This is a genomic window from Kordia jejudonensis (assembly GCF_001005315.1).
In the GTDB taxonomy this organism is placed as follows: domain Bacteria; phylum Bacteroidota; class Bacteroidia; order Flavobacteriales; family Flavobacteriaceae; genus Kordia; species Kordia jejudonensis.
Map to the genome: position 1 here is coordinate 126716 of NZ_LBMG01000004.1, position 18762 is coordinate 145477.

Below are 18762 nucleotides of genomic sequence, written 5' to 3' on the forward strand. Positions count from 1 at the left end.
AAATACACAGACATTATGAAAATTTATACCAAACATATATGTGCGTTGCTATTTTTGATCGCGCAGATAAGTTGGTCACAAAATAATGCACCTGCAACGCATGACGAATTAAATCAGCGTGTATTTGGAAATATTATTCCACATTGTGATACCAATTTTTTACTCAATCTGAGTAACGCACAATCGTCTATATTTCAACTAGGCGGACAAACATCGGGACAACAGCAAAACCGAACAGCAAGCGACTGGATTTTAGCATACAACGATTTGTACTTATCCAATCTATCACAGCAAAACCCGTATGAACCTCTCGCGAATTATTATACAGAGATGGCAAAAAACAGACATCAAGAAGATGGCGATATCATCAAAATTCCGATCGGTGTATTATTTACAACATACAATTTTGTCGATGTTGAAACGGCACTTGCGCAGCAAAAACTAACTGTAGCGTCTGATGGTTACAAACTAAAATTGAATGCGAATCCGCAACAAGTAATTCAAAAGGAAACTGTATTTGCGGCAAACATTCTAGCAGACGAACTATCTGTATATGAAACGGTTCGTGTTTCGTTAGAAAATCAATACAACATCTCACAAGAACAGATTCAAAGTATAGAAATCATACAAAATGGTGTTTCTTTAGGAATTCTCGGGAACGGAAGTTATGTAGACATACAACTAAATGTTGGTGTAAATAACTTTACCGTAAAATACACATCACAACTCGGAAATCTATTTACAGATAACTTTACATTGATTGGAAAAGGATTGCCGTCACTTACATCATCAAGTGCATTTTCAATTTCAAACATATTGAGTACAGGAGCTGAAACGTTTACGAACAGTAACATGTATGGACAAAGTCAAAAAGCAGAAATCAAAGTATTTTACGGCTGTAATAACAAGCAAAGAGTACTTACAAAACCTGCCATCATGGTAATGGGTTACAATCCATTAAACATTGAAAATTTCATTACGTTAGTTACAAAGTACAATACCAACGGCTATTTGGACGAACTACATCAGCGAAATTTTGATGTCATTGTAATCAGGTTTGGCTATGGCGCAGATCGTATTGAAAATCAAGCATTGTTGGTAAAAGACATTGTCAAAACGATCAATCAGCGAAAATTTAACAATGGTTCGTACATTGAGAATCACATTACAGGGTATAGTTCGGGCGCTTTGGTAGCAAGAATGGCGTTAAAAATGATGGAAACAGATTACAGTGCGACTCCAATTGTGGACAATTTGCATCATTCTCGGTTGTTAATTTCCTATGATGGAGAACACAAAGGCGCAAACATTCCACTGGCGGCGCAACATTCGTTGGTAAGTATTTTGGAAAATCCACAATGGTATTTACCAGCTACTGACGTTTTAGGATTACTAGAGCAGTATTTCTTTATCAGTTCGCCATTGGCAAAAGATTTCTTAATCTATCATTATACGCAAACAGGAGATGCAGGAAGTCCAACACAAGCGCCACATCCGTTTTTTGTTGACTCTCGCCACAAACTTTCATCAGATTATTACTATCAACCAGCTCCGTATGACAAACCTGGAAGCTATCCAATTCTTCGAAACATTGGTGTTTCGGACGGTGCGGACAGACCTGAAGATTCCAATCATGTCATTGGTACCTTACCTGATAATGCAACGATGCTTGAAATAGACAAACACGTAGGTTTTTGGGGCTGGGACAGACACAACTTTATGGAATGGCGTCCTGTTGATGGAGCTGGACATATGGTTTTTAGACGATTTTTTAGAAAAAAGCCAATATTTTCAGGCGATTGGGCGTACAATGTATTACTCGATGAAGAAAAGCATGTAAACGCAACTTCTTGGAACACAGATGGCGTACAAGGAAGTCATGTAGGCATTTATAATATTCTTAGAAATTTTACGAAAGCTACGTTTTTACAATTCAGTCCAGCAGTAGATATTGAATCAACAGATTGTTTTCTACCAACATCAAGTGCATTAGACATTAATGTAGTAAGTCAATTTGAATACGATTTACGAGCAAACAATTTACTTCCTGAAACGGCAAGTTCGCAAACAACACAATTTGGTTATCCTTCTATCAGTCATGGTTCGGGTCAATATGCCATTACACCTTTCGATGCAGTTTATGCAGCAGAAATTGATGTAAAACATGGCGCAGGTTCGGAAGATGATCCAGAAACTCCATTACTAACAGAATTTATGCTCGATGAAACGCATTACGATGACATTTGGTTGCAATTTTTAAGAGTTGGACATTTCGCTGGCGGATCGTATAACTTTTATCCAGTAAAATACGAAGCAGTCACGTCGATTGCTACTGGTGAAAATGTAACGATAAAAACACAAAAAAAGCCATTCATTGTATTGCCAGAAGCGGATGTGGAAATGAAAGCAGGAGAAACAATCACCTTTGAACCTGGTACAGAAATTCAATTTGGTGCCGAATTGATCGCTTATATTGCTCCTGTAGACGAATGTGGAGAAGGAAAAATGATGCAAAGTGGAGGCGATCGTGGTAATTCAAATCAAAATTATGATGAAATTATCAAAAAAGAGGAAACTTTGGCTGTTACTGATGAACAAGCACTAACACTCTATCCAAATCCTTCTAACAATGAAACTACAATTTATATCAAAGATTTTGATGCAAAAACCAGTTATCAAATTGAATTGTATAACATTCAAGGAATACCACAGTTACAACTAAAAACAACTACGCAAAAAACGATGGTAAACCTACAGCAATTGGCTATAGGAATATATGTGGTAAAAGTTTCTAACGGAAACAATTCATACACCACAAAATTGGTTAAACAATAACATCCGTATGCAAACATCACTAAAGGTATATGTATAATAGATACAACTGCAATCAGACCAACTGAAAAACGTGTATCACTTTGCGTTGATTATGCATATAAAGAAAGGCTTTCCGTAACAGGAAAGCCTTTTGAATATAGCGTAAAACAATACAGTTTTTAAAAAAAATAAAGGCATTTCATAAATTATGTATACTTTTATGCATCAAACACATTAGGAAGTACATCAATGAAGATACTTATCACAGGAATTGCTGGATTTATTGGATCGCATGTTGCAGAATATTTACAAAAAGCTGGACATACTATTATAGGAATTGACAACTTTTCAACTTATTATCCTGTAGATTTAAAACAAAAAAATGCAGCTGTTCTTAGATCGAAAGGTATCGAAATTTTAAAAGAAGATTTACGTGATGCAGCTTCCATTGAAAAACTTCCAAAAGGAATACACTATATTTTTCACTTTGCCGCACAACCTGGCATTGCAGCAACATCAACTTTTGAAGACTACTTGACGAATAATGTGATTGCTACACAAAATTTACTAACATACGCATTGGCCGAAAAAGAGTTGAAACTGTTTGTAAATATTGGAACTTCTTCTATTTATGGCTTAAATGCAACACATCCAGAATCGGTAGCGCCAGAACCTGCTTCACATTATGGCGTGACAAAATTAGCCGCTGAACAATTGGTTTTACACAATTCAAGATTGAACAAACTCAACGCATGTTCATTACGATTATATTCAGTTTACGGTTCGCGTGAACGACCAGATAAACTTTTCACAAAACTGTTAGATTGTGGATTGAATAATAAATCATTTCCACTATTTACAGGAAGTTTGACGCATTTGCGAAGCTTTACACATGTAAGTGATATTGTGGATGGAATCACAAGTGTAATAGGTAAAGAAGAAGTGTGTAATGGAGAAATTTTCAACATTGGAACGGAAGCAGAATATACCACACAAGAAGGTGTTGATGCGGTTGAAAAATTACTGAACACAACCATACAATTCAACGAATTGCCACCGCGTTCGGGCGATCAGCAACGTACCAAAGCAAACATTGACAAAGCTCGAAAACTCTTAAACTACAACCCGAAAGTAACTTTAGAAGAAGGCGTTGCCGAACAATTGGCTTGGTTTCGAAATTTATGAAACCGAAGTTGAAATTGAAATTGAAGTTGATTTTTTCTAAAACCTAAAACCTAAAACCCAACACCCCAATACCAACACCTATTTCCGCTCCACCAAATACATTTCCGTTCGCAAACGATCTTTATAACCGCCTTTAGTTTCGTCAATCGGATTCAAATCAAAGGTTTCTTGGTACGTAATTTTAGCATTTGGAAACGCTTGTTCAACACCTTTCTTTCCATCAATCATGACCAAAACTTTAAAAGTATCTTCTTTTGGAATTTCTAACGCATGACTGTGAAGTAACGGAACTTTTCCACCATAATCCCACACCAATTCTGGCGATTGAATATTAAACATATACACAGGAATCTTTTCTTCAGTTGCTTTGCGCGATATGTCTTTTAACGAGTTGTATTTTGGATTGTCTAAAAATGCATTCGCCAACGGAAATCCGAAAACAATAGTTGTCATCAAAAACAAAATGATGAGGTAAAATGCTTTCTGAATCTCTTTTTCATACAAATACTTTATAATATAAAAACCTATCGGAACTAAAAGCACGGAAGTAATCCCAAATCGCGTATAAAAACCGTCTAAGCGATCTTGTAGAAACAGATAACCAACTATCGGAAATGCTAAACCAATCAATCCTACCAATCCAAAATTTATATAAATAGGAAGCTTTTCCAACTTTTGCATCTTCGTTTTAAATGATTTAAAAACATACATCATATAAAAACTTGTTGTATATGCTAACGGAATTAAAACGGGTAATAAATAACGTGATTTTTTCTCAGGAATAACCGACAATAAAATTACCGCAAAAAGTGTCCAAAACAAGCTAAATTTATAAGCTTTCAAATTGTCTACGCGTGATTTTAAATACGGATATAACAAACTTACAAACGCAACAACAGTCCAAATTCCCGATTGTACAAAAAAGCTCCAATAGTAGTAAAATGGTCGTACATTTCTATCTTTCCAAGCGGTTGTTTCTTTATCTGCAATTGCCGTTGCGGTAGCGGTGTCCATTTCATAAATGTAAAGTGCCCACCAAGATGATAAAATTCCTGTGATAACAATTAAACCTAAAAGTGGTAACCATTTTCGCTTAAAACCTTCGTATTTATACACAATACTGTACGCAATTATGAACGGTAAAAACAACGCAAAATGTGAAACAGGACCTTTGCTCATAAACGATAATCCTATGAAAAGTCCAGCTAACAAGGCATTTTTCCAGATATTTTCTACGGAAGAGAAAAATTGGAATATATAGTAAATTCCAACAATCATAAAACCGTGTGCAAAAATATCCCAAGTTCCGTTTCGTCCTGCAAAAATGATGTAAAATGATGTTGCTAAAAGCAAACTATTGATAAAGGCTTGTTGTTTGTTTTTTATAAAATATACGCCAAAACGATATGAACACAGTACTAAAAGCAACGTAATAAATGCTGAAGGAATTCGCAATGCCATTAAACTTTTAAAGCCGAAAAACATACCTGAAATTGCTGCTAGCCAAGTCGGTAATGGTGGTTTTTCGTAACGTGGTTCGCCATTCATGGTTGTTAGTAACCAATTGCCGTCAGAAACCATTTCACGTGCTGTGATAAAGTTTCTAGCTTCCATAATATTGGGATACAATACGTCAAGATTTACAAAAAAGATTGCAAAACAAACAATAATTAAAATCCAAATGTAATTTTTTTCTTGTATAAAATTCATGATTGATTTCTTAACAACATTATATTTCTAACATAGGTAAAAATTCCGAAAACGTGTCCCGCAATTAAAATGGGATCAACTCTAAAAATAGCGTAGGTAAATATTAAACTAGAACCTAATAAACTCAACATCCAGAAACCAAGTGGCAAGCTAGATTCTTTGTTTTTTTCGGAGTAAATCCATTGATATACAAAGCGTAAGGTAAAAATAATTTGTGCAACAATCCCTAAAATCAACAACCAATCCGGAATGGCTTCATTGTTTAGTAAATTATCAACATCTTGCTTGTTATTATTGTATCCGATAGTGACGATAATTAGTGGGAAAATCAGTAGAAAAATTTGAACAAGTTTGTGCATCTTTTTCCATTCGCCTTGCAATTCCATATTTCTAATGTAAATAAAATAGGTCAATATTTGCCCAAGCATAATGGAGAAATCGTCACGTAAATATCCATAAATAAAGAGTAGGAAGGAAGCTATTAGACTCAGTTTCCAAAACAGGGAAGGAGTCAATACTTTTTTATTCCGTTCAGAAACAATCCATTGTAGTAAGGTTCTTCCAGAAAATAACAATTGCGCAAGCGCGCCAATAGCAAACACATACCAAGCGTACATCATCCTTTCTTAGCAATAGCGTAGTTGATGTACTTTTTCTTCATCCAAACGTAGGCAAAACAATCCATTAACGGACCCAACAAACGATTCCATAAACCGTATTTTGCTTCTCCAGCAATGCGTGGAAAATGTGATACAGGAATTTGCTTCACTTTTCCTTCTTGCAGTAAAATCATCGCAGGAAGAAAACGATGCAATCCTTTAAACATCGGAATGCGTTTTGCGTAGTCAGTCTTTATGATTTTTAACGGACAACCAGTATCGTCCATACCATCTTTGGTAAAGGTTCTACGAATTCCATTGGCAATTTTAGACGACATATTTTTTACAAACGAATCTTTTCGGTTGGCACGAACGCCAGTCACCAAATCGTATTCGCCAATATGTTCAAGTAGTAAATCGAAGTCAGCAGGAGCAGTTTGCAAGTCAGAATCAATATACCCAACTAAGCTAGTTTGCGTTTCGTCAAAACCAGCTTTAATAGCGGCACTCAAACCACGATTTTCCTGAAAACTAATAAAATTGAAGATGTCACTGTCAGCGCAGATTTTTTCAATCATTTCCTGACTTTTATCTTTAGAGCCATCATTTACAAACAAAACTTTAACAGGAATTTTAGCGGCTTTTGCATAGGTAGCCAACTCTTTTTCAACACGTTCTAAATTGTCTTCCTCATTATATACGGGAACAACTATGGTTAATTCTTTCTCCATTTATGAATGCTTTGTTTCTGAAATAGCTTAAAATATTCGCCAAAGTTATTGTTTTTTTACAATATCACTTGTATTATGACTTTTTTAGTTGAGAAATATTAAAATATATGCTGGAATGAATTGCGAATGTTACTTTTTTTTGGAATTCTTTTTTCTACATCACAAGTGTTTTGTCTTGATATTTCTAAAATTCAACAGCGTTCATAATTGAAGATTTTAGTTGATACAAGTATTTCTATGGAAACAGTATGAAAGTAATTTAAGATGTTCAATAATTTGATTATCAATGCATTATTCGTTTAGGTTGCGTAAAACCCTATTTTTACAATTCTATTTAATGAATATATATTTAGTATGCATACATTTTTAGTGCTAAAAATCACGCAACCTTTTGATAAAGATGCATCTATGTATAAAACCGAATTATGAAAAATAGTATATGTGCATTGATTTTTTTCTCGATTTTATCGCTTACGATTAGCTCATGTAATAATGACGATGATACGAATGCAATTGAAAGTCTCAACGGAAATTATACAGGAATTTTTACGGTCGTATATACAAATGGAGACACTTTTTCTAATTCTGTAACGGTTAGTTTTACTGGAGGCAACAATTATCAAAGTAGCGGAAATAGCAATTCTTTTCCAGCTGGAGGAAATGGTACGTATGAAATAAACAATTCAACTATGACGTTTAACGACATCAACATCTGGACAGCAGATTTTGATTGGAATTTAATTCTAAGTGGCGTATACACTTATACAATAAACGGAGATGCGCTTTCAATTTCTGCCAATAAAAATAATGTTGGATTTTATTCATACGAATTGATGAAAGATTAAAAACGAACGCCAACTATTGGTACAATCAGTAAACTCGTTCCTTTATTAGACAATTCTAAACAATTCCCAACTAGATAATTTCTCAACAACAACCAGATTCTGGCGTACAGCAAGACTCCATTTTCGCTTGCAATTCTGATAGTTTCATCTTTGGTTTTTCTACAGGAATTCCACAGTTATCTTTAGCCAAACAGTCTGTAAACTTTGTGGTTAGTACAAAATGTCCGTTTTCAAACTCCAAACCATATTTCCCGATCGTTTCTGCTTGGTATTCAACTTCAACTTCTAAATCTTCAATACCTAATGCTTTTTCTGAAAGTGTAATGATATTCATTAATTTCTTTGGTTCCAATCTATGATCAACATCATCAGCAGACCATAATTGAAAATTCACGACTTTCTCATTGCGAATTTTTCCACCACAATCAATAAAGTTTTTAGTAATCATACCAACTTCTGTGACATGAAAATGACGTTCTACCTTTTGCGAATTTGGCAAAACGAAATCCAATTGTTCTAAATTTTGTAAACGAGCTTTTACTTCTGATAATTTCATATATGTAGGTGTTTAATCATTAAATTTTGTCACTTCAAACGCAGTCGAGAAATCTTTTGATTCAATTTATCTTTCTTCTCAATAACGCGTTTAAAAGTGAATTAACATTGTTTTTTATCAACTAGGGAAGTGGTAATCATTTCAAAATGCAACAATACTTCAGTCCATTTTTTTGGATGAATGCAATAGCAAATATTCTTTCCTGAGATTTCTCCTTGAATCAAGCCAACTCGTTTCAATTCAGACAAATGTCTTGAAATTGTAGGTTGTGCGAGCGGCAATTCTTCAACCAAATCGTTACAAATACAGGATGGACTTTTTGCCAAATATTCCATAATAGACAAACGTGCAGGATGACCTAATACTTTTAAAATATCGGCCATTTCTATAATTGTTTCTGAAAAACCTATTGTTTTAGTTATTCCCATATTGCAATATTACAATATGTTTTTGAATTGAAAGTAATTTGATTCGTTAAATTTTTAAAAAAGAATGGCGAAATAATGAAGTTTGATCTTTTAGAATCAACAATGGTTTTTGCGAGTAGAAGAATTCGTTTTGCAACGGGATTAGTTCAACTATTAATTTTGAATTTGTCTAAGATACTGAATCAAGTTCAGCACAAGCTTTATGAAGTTAAGTTTCACTATAAAAGTAACTTCAGAAAAAGTTGGGTGAATAAATGTAAGTATTGAAAAGTATAAGATCCCGTTCTGCAACGGGATTAGTTCAACTACAACTTCATATGCGTCTTCGATACTGAATCAAGTTCAGCACAAGCTTTATGAAGTTAAGTTTCACTAAAAAAAAGGAAGGCCCTACCATAAACCTTCCTTTTATAAGAGTTGTATTTACATACAACAATAGTGAAAATTCGTTGCCGAATGATCATTTGCTGTTATCTGAATATACATTTGTAGTTTTCGGCTTAAAAAAACTAGAAACGTATGTATTAGAATGATTGAGTGTTATGTGCAATAAATAAATTAAAGATCCTCATTCTGAATTCAGTCCAGCAAAGCTATAGATAAGATTAGATAATTCTCTTAGATTTCTATTTCCATTCTACAAACTCCACATATAATCGATTAACGCTCTCTATTGTAAGATTTTTAGTATGATAAAAATGATTTTTTTTAGAATTTATTTTGAAGATTCTTAATATCTGTATTGTGACAGCATAAAAAAAACCGTACTCAAATTTGATGCACGGCTTTATTTATCGTTATTTACTAGTTACCTAAAAACTAATACTGTAAATCTATAGGTTTCCGAAGTATCTGTACTTTCCGTCTGCAAAAAATATTGATGAATCGTTGAAATGCTATGTTTTTCCGATAAGAAGCTAGCTTTGGCAGAAAAATCTTGGGCAGCTTACAAAAATATTAACCCTATAAAAGAAGTAAGGGGAACTTAATTAAAAGTTCCCCAAAGTATAGTGGATTCCCCTAAATCCCTAAAACTGTATTGCATATACCAAATGTAAGTAGAAGTCTTAAGTATGGGATAAGGTGTGTTGTTATAAAAGCTACGGTAAAACCGTAAAATCAATTTTTTAACAGCTATTTCTTATATTTTTACACAGTGAATCGCAGTTTTATTCCCTGTATATAAGGTAGTTAAGAACAAAAAGTCTGTTCCGCCGTCAGAAAGTGTTAATTTTTTTCGAATTGTGGCAACTGACTCAGGAAAATTGCGAGTTGTAATGTTTGCCTTCTTCAAATTTAATTCTTTTTTGATAATTTTCTTCGTGTAGGGCAATACATTTTTCACTTCAAAACGCCTGCCAGGAAAGGAAATTAGAGTATCTGAAGTATAAAGATGTGAATGTTGATGCAGTTTTTGAAGTTGAAATGTTTGAGCAATGCTGTAAAAACCGCCAGCTTTTAAAATAGCCGCATTGGGTTCATACAAATATTTTTTTGGCAAACCAAAATCAACTTTTTGTGCTTTTTCTTCCGACAGATAAAAATCAAAAGTTTCGGTTTCCTGTTTTTTTAGATTGATGGTACGAATACAAACATTTTCGGTAGTCAATTTTTTATCTAACAACCATAATAATTCTTTTACTTCATTATTCACAGCAACTACATGTACTTCTTTTACGTGTTGCAACGAACGCAAACCATTTGTAATATCGAGTAATGGAGAGGTTTTAATTAAAATAGTATCAGCATATTCAAATAAGGTTTCTTGATGCGAAATAACATCTGGCAAACAATCTTCTAATAAAAAAACTTTCCCTTTTACGTCATTTCGGCGCGAAGGATCAATGTAAATCCAATCGTATTTATGTGGATTGTTTTTCAAATAAGAAATACCATCTTCATTGACAGTCTTTATATTGTCTATTTGTAAAGCCTTGTAATTATGCGAGACAATTTTTGATAGTTTTTCAGCTATTTCACAATGTGTCACTTCTTTGAAATGTGTTGAAAAATACAAACAGTCCACGCCAAAACCACCTGTTAAATCAATGATAGATTCGCCTTTCAGCAAGCTCGCTTTGTAATTTGCAGTTTGCTCAGAAGAAGTTTGTTCAATGTTTAATTTATTCGGATAATAGATATTTTCAGTTTCAAACCATGTTGGCAATTTCTTTTTGCAACGAATTTTTGAGGCTATTTGTTCGGCAATTTCAGGAAATGGAACACCTTCAACTTCTTTATATTTCAATAAAAGTGTCGTAATATCATCATTTACATGTGTATTGATGAAGTGTTGAATTTTGGAAGATAAGAGATCAGGATTCAAGATTAAATATCTTTTGTGAGCGATTTGACAATTTTGTTTTCAGACAAAAATTCTTTCAAAATTACCTTTAATGCTGTGTATGATGGTACAGCGACAACCATTCCGATGATTCCAAATAAAATTCCCCAAATGATAATGACCAGAAAAATTTCTAGCGGATGCGATTTTACAGAATTTGAAAAGATGAGTGGTTGACTTAAAAAGTTATCAATCAATTGAGCAACGACAAAAAAGATCATCACACCAATGGTATTTGGCAAAATTACTTCGCTAAAACTTGCACTCAAATCACTTGTCATACATAATAATAACATCAAAACACCACTAAACAATGGTCCGATATAAGGAATTAAGTTCAACAAAGCACACAAAAATGCAATCACAACGGCGTTTTTAATTCCAAAAATTAAAAGTGCGATGGTGTAAATGACAAATAAAATTAGAATCTGAAATACCAATCCGACAAAGTATCGAGATAACAAATCTTTAATTTTTTCAAATGATTTACTCAAGCGACTTTCTTTGTTACTTGGTACAAAAACCATGACTCCATCTTCTAGTAACTTGCTGTCTTTTAGTAAGAAGAATGAAATAAACAAAACTGACAACAAACCAATACTAAAGTTTCCAAAACCACTGACCAACGAGTTGAAAAAGTTTGGAATGATGGTATAATCGAAGCTTGAAAATATTTTTGATTCTTCTAATGAACGTTCAAAATCTATATTTTTAGTTGCCAGATATTCTGAAATTTGTATGTACAGATTCTTTATATTTCCTTGCAAGGCATCAATATCAACTAAAGATAAATTGTGTCCTTGTTCTGCAATTAGTGGTATAAACATTAAGATCAATCCTACAAGTAAACCAATCATAAAAACCATTGTAAAAATAACAGCAAGTGTATTTTTGAACTTTAGACGATTTTTTAAAAAACGAATAATTGGTCGTCCAATCAATGAAATCACTGCCGCAATGGCAATATATACAATAACTACTTGAATTTTTTCAAAAAACTTATAAAGTAGATACGCACCAAGCATAACGCCTGCTGCTTTTAAAATGCCGTTTGCGATAGTATTTGAACTCATAGAAATTGGTTTGAAGCTAAAATTAAGACAATAAAATTATTTCGCAACATGTTGACGCGTAATTTCGTAAAGTACTATGTTGGTCGCTTGTACCACATTCATACTACTATTTTGCCCAAACATGTCAATATGAGTAATAATATCCGATTCGTAGAGCGTTTCAGGATTGACACCAAAGTTTTCATCGCCAATCACTAGGGCAATTTTTTCAAACTGCGAAAAGTCTATTTCATGAATCGATTGGCTCTTATCTGTAATTTCCAATGAAATTATAGTATATCCATCGTTTTTCAATTGGGTAATAACAGGATGAATGTCTTCTGTAATTTCAAAAGGAACTACTTTTTCGGTAGCACGTGAGGTTTTGGTCATTTTTCTACCAAAAACAGGAATATTTTCTCCACAAAAAATAACTTTTTCTATACCAAACGCATCACAAATACGAAATAATGAACCAATATTTGGCGCATTCGAAACTTGATCTGAAACCAAGGTAATAGGAAACGTTCGTTTGTTAAAATTAGTTGTGTAATGTGTGAGTTGTGACATGATTATAGTTAATCAATCATTAATTTATTGAAATTTTTTGCTTTGGCTATTTGGGTTTTCCAAACAATTAATGGGATTCCATACACTAATAGAATAACATATTTTTTACTTGCAATGAATACAGCTATTGACAGTATAATTGTTATTAAGATTGAAATCCATATAATTTTTGAATTTGGTTCTGCATATAAGCGATTGATATGCTTTTTGGTATGTTTACCACAATGTTTACAGCGTTCGTTGAATTCTTTGCCAATTTCATCTTTCAAATCATACCGATTGTCAGCGTTTACTTTGATATAATTTATCTTTCCACAAGAAGTAGCAGCACAGTAATAACTTAGTTTCATGGGTAATTTTGAATAGTTGATTAATGTTTGAAAGCGTAATTCACAATATTAGCGCCCATTTGCAAAGCTTTCAATCGAACTTCATCAGAATCGTTGTGAATTTCTTTGTTTTCCCAACCGTCGCCTAAATCACTTTCAAATGTAAATAATAAGACCAATCTGTTTTCATAAAATAATCCCAACGCTTGCGGACGTAAACCATCGTGTTCATGAATTTTTGGCAATCCTTTCGGGAATGAATACGGTTGTTTAAAAATTGGGTGTGTTGCAGGAATTTCTCTCAATTCTTGATTTGGAAATACTTTTTTCAGTTCCTTTCGAATGTATTGATTCATTCCATAATTATCATCAATATGTAAAAAACCACCCGAAATTAAGTATTTACGCAAATTTTCTGCATCTTCCACGGAGAAAAATACATTTCCATGTCCTGTCATATGTACATACGGAAATTGAAACAAATCGGTACTGCCAACTTCCACCGTTTGCGGTTTTGCTTTGATGGCTGTATTTATATTTTGATTGCAAAATTTGATCAAATTCGGAATCGCAGTCGGATTGGAATACCAATCGCCGCCACCGCCATATTTTAAAATACCAATTTCTTGCGCATGTGTGAGCGAAAAACTCAATAAAAGTAAAAGTATCGTAAGCTTCTTCATGTAAAATCGTCTTATGTATTGCAAGTTAAACTTTAAGATCATGAAACGAAAATATTTAGTAACACTTTCACTTTTTGGACTCTTCTTTTTCACGTCTTTTATGCCTAATTTTGAAAAAAACAACGCGGTGGTTGTGTTAGAATTATTCACTTCGCAAGGTTGCTCAAGCTGTCCAAGTGCCGATACATTGTTAGAAAAAGTTGGAAACGAATACAAGGCAGAAAATGTATTTACCTTATCGTATCATGTTGATTATTGGGATTATATTGGTTGGAAAGATCCATTTAGTCAGCAACAATTTACACAGAAACAACGTGCTTATGCTCGGAAATTTAAGGATAATCGAATTTATACACCAGCGGTAGTTGTCAATGGAAAAGAGCATTTTGTAGGTTCCAATCGTGCAAAAATGTATGCGAAAATTAAAAAATATCAGCAAAATAAAGTGAATCATACCATTTCGCTTGGCGCGATAGACCAAAAAAGCAATTCAATCAAATTTAGCTATACAATTGATGGCGATATTTCCAATGCAAAAGCCAGAGTTGTGTTGGCAATTCAAGAACGAATCACAGAAGTAAAACGAGGAGAAAATGCTCGTAGAACTCTGAAAAACAATAATATTGTAGTTACAGAGAACTATCTGACGGAAGTCAAAAATACAGGAAACTACACCATTCAGATTCCTGAAATTGTCACTAAAAATGATAAATTGAGTGTATTTTTGATTTTAGAAAACAGACGAAAAGATATTTTGGGAGCAGGGAAAAAGGTACTTTAATATACTAAGATGTTTAAAGTTATCTTGCTTTTGAAACGATATGTCTGATGCTCTTCGTCATTCTGAACTTGATTCAGAATCCTATTATCTTGAGCTTTTTGTGGGAAGCTGAATCAAGTTCAGCTTGACGTAGATTAAAAAAAAACGACTGAATTTATAGTATATAACCTCACTTTTCATTTAAAAAAGCAACCGAATGGCAAGCAACAATCGCAGCCGTTTCAGTGCGCAAACGTGTATCGCCTAAAGTCACGGGAATATAGTTATTTTGAAGTGCAAGCTCAATTTCTTTCTGAGAAAAATCGCCTTCAGGACCAATTAAAATCGTTACATCTTTTTGCGGTTGTAATGCTTGTTTTAGCGATTGTTTGTTGTCTTCTTCACAATGTGCAATAAACATTTGTTCGTTTTGATGTGTTGCGATAAAATTTGCAAATGAAATGGCAGGTTTTAGTGTTGGAATATACGCACTTAACGATTGTTTGGTAGCCGATTGAATAATTTTTTCAAAACGTTCAACTTTGATCACTTTTCGTTCCGATCGGTCACAAATAATAGGCGTAATGGTATCAATTCCAATTTCAGTGGCTTTTTCCAAAAACCATTCATACCGATCGTTCATTTTCGTTGGCGCTACAGCTAAATGTAGTTTGTAACTTTTTGGCTTTTGAAATTCAACCGATTGTATTGTGACCATACAATTCTTTTGATCAGCGATGGTAATTTTAGCAGAAAAAATAGCTCCTTTTCCGTTGGTAATAGTAAGTATATCAGCTTCTTTTTTACGTAACACACGAACGATATGTTTACTTTCTTCTTTAGAAAATGTGTAGTTTTTCGTTTCAGGTGTGAGTTCAGGTGTAAAAAAAAGTTGCATGAATGAAAATATAAATTGTCACTGCTAAATTAAAAATTTTAAACCGAAAAGTATCTTTTTACACAGCAAAGCACTTGATTATTTTAGTTTTGAAAAGGAAGCACACAAAAAGCAGTTTCAAACTGATAGCCAAGAAACTGCTTTACTTTTAAAAAATGGTAGGTTGGTTTGGGTTTTAGAATTTTAGTTATAAAACTCTGATGGTGGTTGTGGTTTGTCACTTCCCCAATCGGAAACAGAAGCGACAGCCTCGTTTGCCTCTCCGTTTACCGTTGCACTTTTAAATCGTAAAATAGTATTTCCTTCATCACCATCAATAGCTGCTGTGCATAATTCTGCCTCAATAGCCACGTTTCCTGATATTTTTGTCGGATCGATAACTAATTGAGAAAAAGCAGTGGCTACTTCACCATTGTAAGTGTAATTTGCCATCAAGCCGAATTTGTTAGCATTTTGTCCATCATTATACCAAACATACGGGTTTTGTCCGTCAGGTTGTGTACTCCAAGAAACTCCAGAAGAAGGATCGACCATATTTCCAGCAGATAAATTTGTTACGTTTGCTGTGTATGCAGTTGCTCCTTCTGCTTTGAATGTAATTGTGATTTGTTGTGCGCTCATGATTGTAAAATTTTAAAAACGATTCCTACTCTTTTATGGTTTTTCGGATTGCACCAGAAAAAAATAACTTGCAATACTATTAGGTAGATTAGTTGATTAATTTCATGTCAAATAACTCACTTTTTACGGCTAATTTTATGTGTGAAATTTACGGTTTTGATAAGTTGCGTAAAATTACGTAACGATCCGTATTTGTACGTCAGGAGCAGTTTTATGAAGCATTTTTTACACTTTAACATTTCTATAGTAATCGTTTTCAACCTATAATTTTGTTAAGTATGTTTTTCACAAACTTGGCTTATGGTTTTTCTGTAAATAGTTGATTATTAATATTTTTAACTTTATAAAAATTAATAAATTAAAACACCGTTATGAAGAAAAAGAATTTAAAAAATTTGTCATTAAACAAGAGATCAATCTCTAGTTTTGATGCAGTGAAATTGCGAAACGATTTAGTAGGAGGAATTTCAGGAAGCCGTTGTGATTGTACAAATGATTGTCCTTCTGGTCCGCCAGATGAACCATATGAGCCATACACAAGTAGAAGTTTTACAGGCGGCGTTCCTTCGGAATGTGAATCTGCAGGATAGAAAAGTAAATTTATAGTATAAAACGAAGAGGCTGTCTGAAAAGTTTTAAAAAACGTCATTCTGAATCAAGTTCGGTTTGACGAAAATTTGACTTTTTAGACAGCCTCTTCTGCTTTTTTATATTTTCTAATTTTAGTTTTTACGCTACTTTTTTCTGTGTTGCTTGAAGTATTGTAGCAATAATTATTACCAATACACAACCAAATAAGTTTAACCATAAATACGGCATCAGATCAATCCACCAAACGGCAACAATAGCAATTTGAGTAATTACTGCCGCAGTAAATACAGCGTTTCCTTTGATTTTCTTAAAGAAGAATGCTAGTAAAAATATTCCCAATACATTTCCATAAAAAATTGAACCGATAATGTTTACCAACTGAATGAGGTTTTCGGCCAAACTGGCAAAACATGCAATAATAATGGCTAAAATTCCCCAACCTAGTGTGAACATTTTTGTCGCTTTTACATAATGTGTATCGTCTTTTTCTTCTTTTAAATTTCGTTTGTACAAATCAATAGAAGTAATGGTTGCTAACGCGTTAATCTCAGACGCAGTTGATGACATTGCTGCGGATAGAATTACGGCTAATAACAATCCTTTTAAACCAAATGGCAAGTATTTTAAGATGAACGAAATGAACATATAATCACGATCATTAGTTTCGCTATCTTTTGCCGATTCTTTATACCACGAAGTTAATTCGGCTTTTTTCTCTTTATACGCATCACTTTCAGGATTTGCTTGAAGCGCTATTAATTCCTGTGATAATTTGTCGTATTCTTTACCGTAATCTCCGTCAATAGCACGTTTGATCAAGTATTTTGCTTCTGCTCTGTATGTTTTTTCAATACTGTCTAATTGTAATAATTGCTTTTTGTCAGCTTCGTTATACGATTTTGCCAATTGTAAACTCACTGTTTGTTTCTGATCGAATAAAAGAGCTTGTTTGATTTTTAGTGCATCGTATTCGTCACTATATTCAGAAGCCATTACTTTTTCTGTGGAAGAATCAATAAAGTTTAACGGAGCAGGATTGAATTGATAAAATACAAAAACCATCACACCAACTAACAGGATAAAAAACTGCATTGGTACTTTTAGAAGTCCATTAAACATCATTCCCCAACGCATTTCTTTTACAGATTTCCCTGATAAATAGCGTTGTACCTGACTTTGATCGGTTCCAAAATAGGAGAGTGCTAAGAAACTTCCACCAATTAAACCTGTCCAAATGGTATATCTATTTTCCAAATCAAATGAAAAATCTAAGACTTCCATTTTTCCGCTTGCACCAGCAATATCAAGTGCTTTGACAAATCCTACATCTTCAGGAATTAAATTTAGAATGATAAAAAATGCTGTAAACATTCCAGCAAATATGATAAACATTTGTTGCTTTTGTGTCACACTAACGGCTTTCGTTCCGCCAGAAACTGTGTAAATAATTACTAAAACACCAATAATGATATTTAGCGTTACTAAGTTCCAACCTAAAACAACCGATAAGATAATCGCTGGCGCAAAAATGGTAATTCCTGCTGCCAATCCACGTTGAATTAGGAATAAAATTGCCGTTAAACTCCTCGTTTTTAAATCAAATCGATTTTCTAGAAATTCATAGGCAGTATATACTTTGAGTTTGTGATACAGTGGAATAAAAACCATACAAATAATTACCATGGCAATTGGTACACCAAAGTAAAATTGTACAAATCCCATTCCGTCACTAAAAGCTTGTCCTGTAGTAGATAAGAAGGTAATGGCGCTGGCTTGTGTTGCCATTACTGACAATCCAATTGTCCACCATTTTGTGGTACTTCCACCTCGTATATAATCTTCGGAACTTTTACTTCCGCGCGTTTTCCAAGTTCCATAACCAACAATTGCGGCTAATGTTCCTATTAATACAATCCAGTCTGTTAATTCCATTAGGTCAGTGGGTTAGGAGAAAATATTCATAAGTATGTAAAATAAAACGATGTACATCAAATTGGCAATCAAAATGACGGTGTACATTTTTTTCCAGACAAATTTTTCATTTTC

The 18762-nt window shown here is 33.6% G+C and carries 18 protein-coding genes; 5 read left to right on the top strand and 13 right to left on the bottom strand.

Features of this window, described 5'->3' with window-relative positions; all coding sequences use genetic code 11:
• Positions 1 to 15 precede the first annotated feature (15 nt).
• Positions 16 to 2835: a T9SS type A sorting domain-containing protein gene (locus AA089_RS03290; protein ID WP_046755484.1), complete on the top strand. Its 2820-nt coding sequence runs from the start codon at positions 16 to 18 to the stop codon at positions 2833 to 2835.
• Positions 2836 to 3063: 228 nt separating this feature from the next.
• Entirely contained in the window at positions 3064 to 3999 is a 936-nt protein-coding gene (locus tag AA089_RS03295) for an NAD-dependent epimerase/dehydratase family protein (RefSeq protein ID WP_046755485.1), read from the top strand.
• A gap of 78 nt (positions 4000 to 4077) precedes the next feature.
• On the opposite strand, the gene AA089_RS03300 is transcribed toward AA089_RS03295, so the two are convergent.
• From AA089_RS03300 to AA089_RS03310, 3 genes are read right to left on the bottom strand one after another with little or no spacing between them, the layout of a single operon-like run.
• Positions 4078 to 5709 carry an ArnT family glycosyltransferase gene (locus AA089_RS03300; protein WP_046755486.1) on the bottom strand — a complete coding sequence of 544 codons (1632 nt, stop codon included), beginning with the start codon at positions 5707 to 5709 and terminating at the stop codon, positions 4078 to 4080.
• Positions 5706 to 6326, bottom strand: a complete 621-nt coding sequence (locus tag AA089_RS03305; protein WP_046755487.1) for a lipid-A-disaccharide synthase N-terminal domain-containing protein — start codon at positions 6324 to 6326, stop codon at positions 5706 to 5708. Before AA089_RS03305 ends, AA089_RS03300 begins: the two co-directional genes overlap by 4 nt.
• The gene (locus AA089_RS03310) at positions 6326 to 7039 is read right to left on the bottom strand and encodes a glycosyltransferase family 2 protein (protein ID WP_046755488.1); all 714 of its coding nucleotides are present in this window, start codon (positions 7037 to 7039) and stop codon (positions 6326 to 6328) included. Before AA089_RS03310 ends, AA089_RS03305 begins: the two co-directional genes overlap by 1 nt.
• Before the next feature lie 425 nt (positions 7040 to 7464).
• Here AA089_RS03310 and AA089_RS03315 point away from each other — a divergent pair, with 425 nt between their 5' ends.
• Entirely contained in the window at positions 7465 to 7884 is a 420-nt protein-coding gene (locus AA089_RS03315; protein ID WP_046755489.1) for a hypothetical protein, read from the top strand.
• An 82-nt stretch (positions 7885 to 7966) separates the two neighbouring features.
• Here AA089_RS03315 and AA089_RS03320 read toward each other — a convergent pair whose 3' ends face one another.
• From AA089_RS03320 to AA089_RS03355, 7 genes are all read right to left on the bottom strand, one after another.
• A complete protein-coding gene (locus tag AA089_RS03320) occupies positions 7967 to 8440 on the bottom strand; it encodes a DUF6428 family protein (protein WP_046755490.1) in 474 nt (157 codons plus the stop codon).
• 101 nt (positions 8441 to 8541) lie between these two features.
• On the bottom strand, positions 8542 to 8868 hold the full coding sequence (locus AA089_RS03325; RefSeq protein WP_046755491.1) for an ArsR/SmtB family transcription factor: 327 nt from the start codon (positions 8866 to 8868) through the stop codon (positions 8542 to 8544).
• Positions 8869 to 10009: 1141 nt separating this feature from the next.
• On the bottom strand, positions 10010 to 11194 hold the full coding sequence (locus AA089_RS03335; RefSeq protein WP_046755493.1) for a class I SAM-dependent methyltransferase: 1185 nt from the start codon (positions 11192 to 11194) through the stop codon (positions 10010 to 10012).
• 2 nt (positions 11195 to 11196) lie between these two features.
• The gene (locus AA089_RS03340) at positions 11197 to 12285 is read right to left on the bottom strand and encodes an AI-2E family transporter (RefSeq protein ID WP_046755494.1); all 1089 of its coding nucleotides are present in this window, start codon (positions 12283 to 12285) and stop codon (positions 11197 to 11199) included.
• A 36-nt stretch (positions 12286 to 12321) separates the two neighbouring features.
• A complete protein-coding gene (locus AA089_RS03345) occupies positions 12322 to 12834 on the bottom strand; it encodes a TrmH family RNA methyltransferase (RefSeq protein ID WP_046755495.1) in 513 nt (170 codons plus the stop codon).
• Between the two features lie 8 nt (positions 12835 to 12842).
• Positions 12843 to 13184, bottom strand: a complete 342-nt coding sequence (locus AA089_RS03350; protein WP_046755496.1) for a hypothetical protein — start codon at positions 13182 to 13184, stop codon at positions 12843 to 12845.
• 20 nt (positions 13185 to 13204) lie between these two features.
• Positions 13205 to 13846 carry a DUF4159 domain-containing protein gene (locus AA089_RS03355; protein ID WP_046755551.1) on the bottom strand — a complete coding sequence of 214 codons (642 nt, stop codon included), beginning with the start codon at positions 13844 to 13846 and terminating at the stop codon, positions 13205 to 13207.
• A gap of 40 nt (positions 13847 to 13886) precedes the next feature.
• Here AA089_RS03355 and AA089_RS03360 point away from each other — a divergent pair, with 40 nt between their 5' ends.
• Positions 13887 to 14627, top strand: a complete 741-nt coding sequence (locus tag AA089_RS03360) for a DUF1223 domain-containing protein (RefSeq protein WP_053002179.1) — start codon at positions 13887 to 13889, stop codon at positions 14625 to 14627.
• A 169-nt stretch (positions 14628 to 14796) separates the two neighbouring features.
• Here the strand turns inward: AA089_RS03360 and AA089_RS03365 are convergent, their stop codons facing one another.
• Both AA089_RS03365 and AA089_RS03370 read right to left on the bottom strand, forming a co-directional pair.
• On the bottom strand, positions 14797 to 15504 hold the full coding sequence (locus AA089_RS03365; RefSeq protein ID WP_046755497.1) for a 16S rRNA (uracil(1498)-N(3))-methyltransferase: 708 nt from the start codon (positions 15502 to 15504) through the stop codon (positions 14797 to 14799).
• Positions 15505 to 15687: 183 nt separating this feature from the next.
• Positions 15688 to 16125 carry a hypothetical protein gene (locus AA089_RS03370; protein WP_046755498.1) on the bottom strand — a complete coding sequence of 146 codons (438 nt, stop codon included), beginning with the start codon at positions 16123 to 16125 and terminating at the stop codon, positions 15688 to 15690.
• 371 nt (positions 16126 to 16496) lie between these two features.
• On the opposite strand from AA089_RS03370, the gene AA089_RS03375 reads away from it, so the two are divergent.
• The gene (locus AA089_RS03375; RefSeq protein WP_046755499.1) at positions 16497 to 16715 is read left to right on the top strand and encodes a hypothetical protein; all 219 of its coding nucleotides are present in this window, start codon (positions 16497 to 16499) and stop codon (positions 16713 to 16715) included.
• Between the two features lie 139 nt (positions 16716 to 16854).
• Here AA089_RS03375 and AA089_RS03380 read toward each other — a convergent pair whose 3' ends face one another.
• A complete protein-coding gene (locus AA089_RS03380; protein WP_046755500.1) occupies positions 16855 to 18648 on the bottom strand; it encodes a sodium:solute symporter in 1794 nt (597 codons plus the stop codon).
• Between the last annotated feature and the right edge of the window lie 114 nt (positions 18649 to 18762).

Coding starts and splice junctions, on each gene's coding strand:
- AA089_RS03290 (WP_046755484.1), top strand. CDS start 16: ATGAAAATTTATACCAAACATATATGTGCGTTGCTATTTTTGATCGCG.
- AA089_RS03295 (WP_046755485.1), top strand. CDS start 3,064: ATGAAGATACTTATCACAGGAATTGCTGGATTTATTGGATCGCATGTT.
- AA089_RS03300 (WP_046755486.1), bottom strand. CDS start 5,709: ATGAATTTTATACAAGAAAAAAATTACATTTGGATTTTAATTATTGTT.
- AA089_RS03305 (WP_046755487.1), bottom strand. CDS start 6,326: ATGTACGCTTGGTATGTGTTTGCTATTGGCGCGCTTGCGCAATTGTTA.
- AA089_RS03310 (WP_046755488.1), bottom strand. CDS start 7,039: ATGGAGAAAGAATTAACCATAGTTGTTCCCGTATATAATGAGGAAGAC.
- AA089_RS03315 (WP_046755489.1), top strand. CDS start 7,465: ATGAAAAATAGTATATGTGCATTGATTTTTTTCTCGATTTTATCGCTT.
- AA089_RS03320 (WP_046755490.1), bottom strand. CDS start 8,440: ATGAAATTATCAGAAGTAAAAGCTCGTTTACAAAATTTAGAACAATTG.
- AA089_RS03325 (WP_046755491.1), bottom strand. CDS start 8,868: ATGGGAATAACTAAAACAATAGGTTTTTCAGAAACAATTATAGAAATG.
- AA089_RS03340 (WP_046755494.1), bottom strand. CDS start 12,285: ATGAGTTCAAATACTATCGCAAACGGCATTTTAAAAGCAGCAGGCGTT.
- AA089_RS03345 (WP_046755495.1), bottom strand. CDS start 12,834: ATGTCACAACTCACACATTACACAACTAATTTTAACAAACGAACGTTT.
- AA089_RS03350 (WP_046755496.1), bottom strand. CDS start 13,184: ATGAAACTAAGTTATTACTGTGCTGCTACTTCTTGTGGAAAGATAAAT.
- AA089_RS03355 (WP_046755551.1), bottom strand. CDS start 13,846: ATGAAGAAGCTTACGATACTTTTACTTTTATTGAGTTTTTCGCTCACA.
- AA089_RS03360 (WP_053002179.1), top strand. CDS start 13,887: ATGAAACGAAAATATTTAGTAACACTTTCACTTTTTGGACTCTTCTTT.
- AA089_RS03365 (WP_046755497.1), bottom strand. CDS start 15,504: ATGCAACTTTTTTTTACACCTGAACTCACACCTGAAACGAAAAACTAC.
- AA089_RS03370 (WP_046755498.1), bottom strand. CDS start 16,125: ATGAGCGCACAACAAATCACAATTACATTCAAAGCAGAAGGAGCAACT.
- AA089_RS03375 (WP_046755499.1), top strand. CDS start 16,497: ATGAAGAAAAAGAATTTAAAAAATTTGTCATTAAACAAGAGATCAATC.
- AA089_RS03380 (WP_046755500.1), bottom strand. CDS start 18,648: ATGGAATTAACAGACTGGATTGTATTAATAGGAACATTAGCCGCAATT.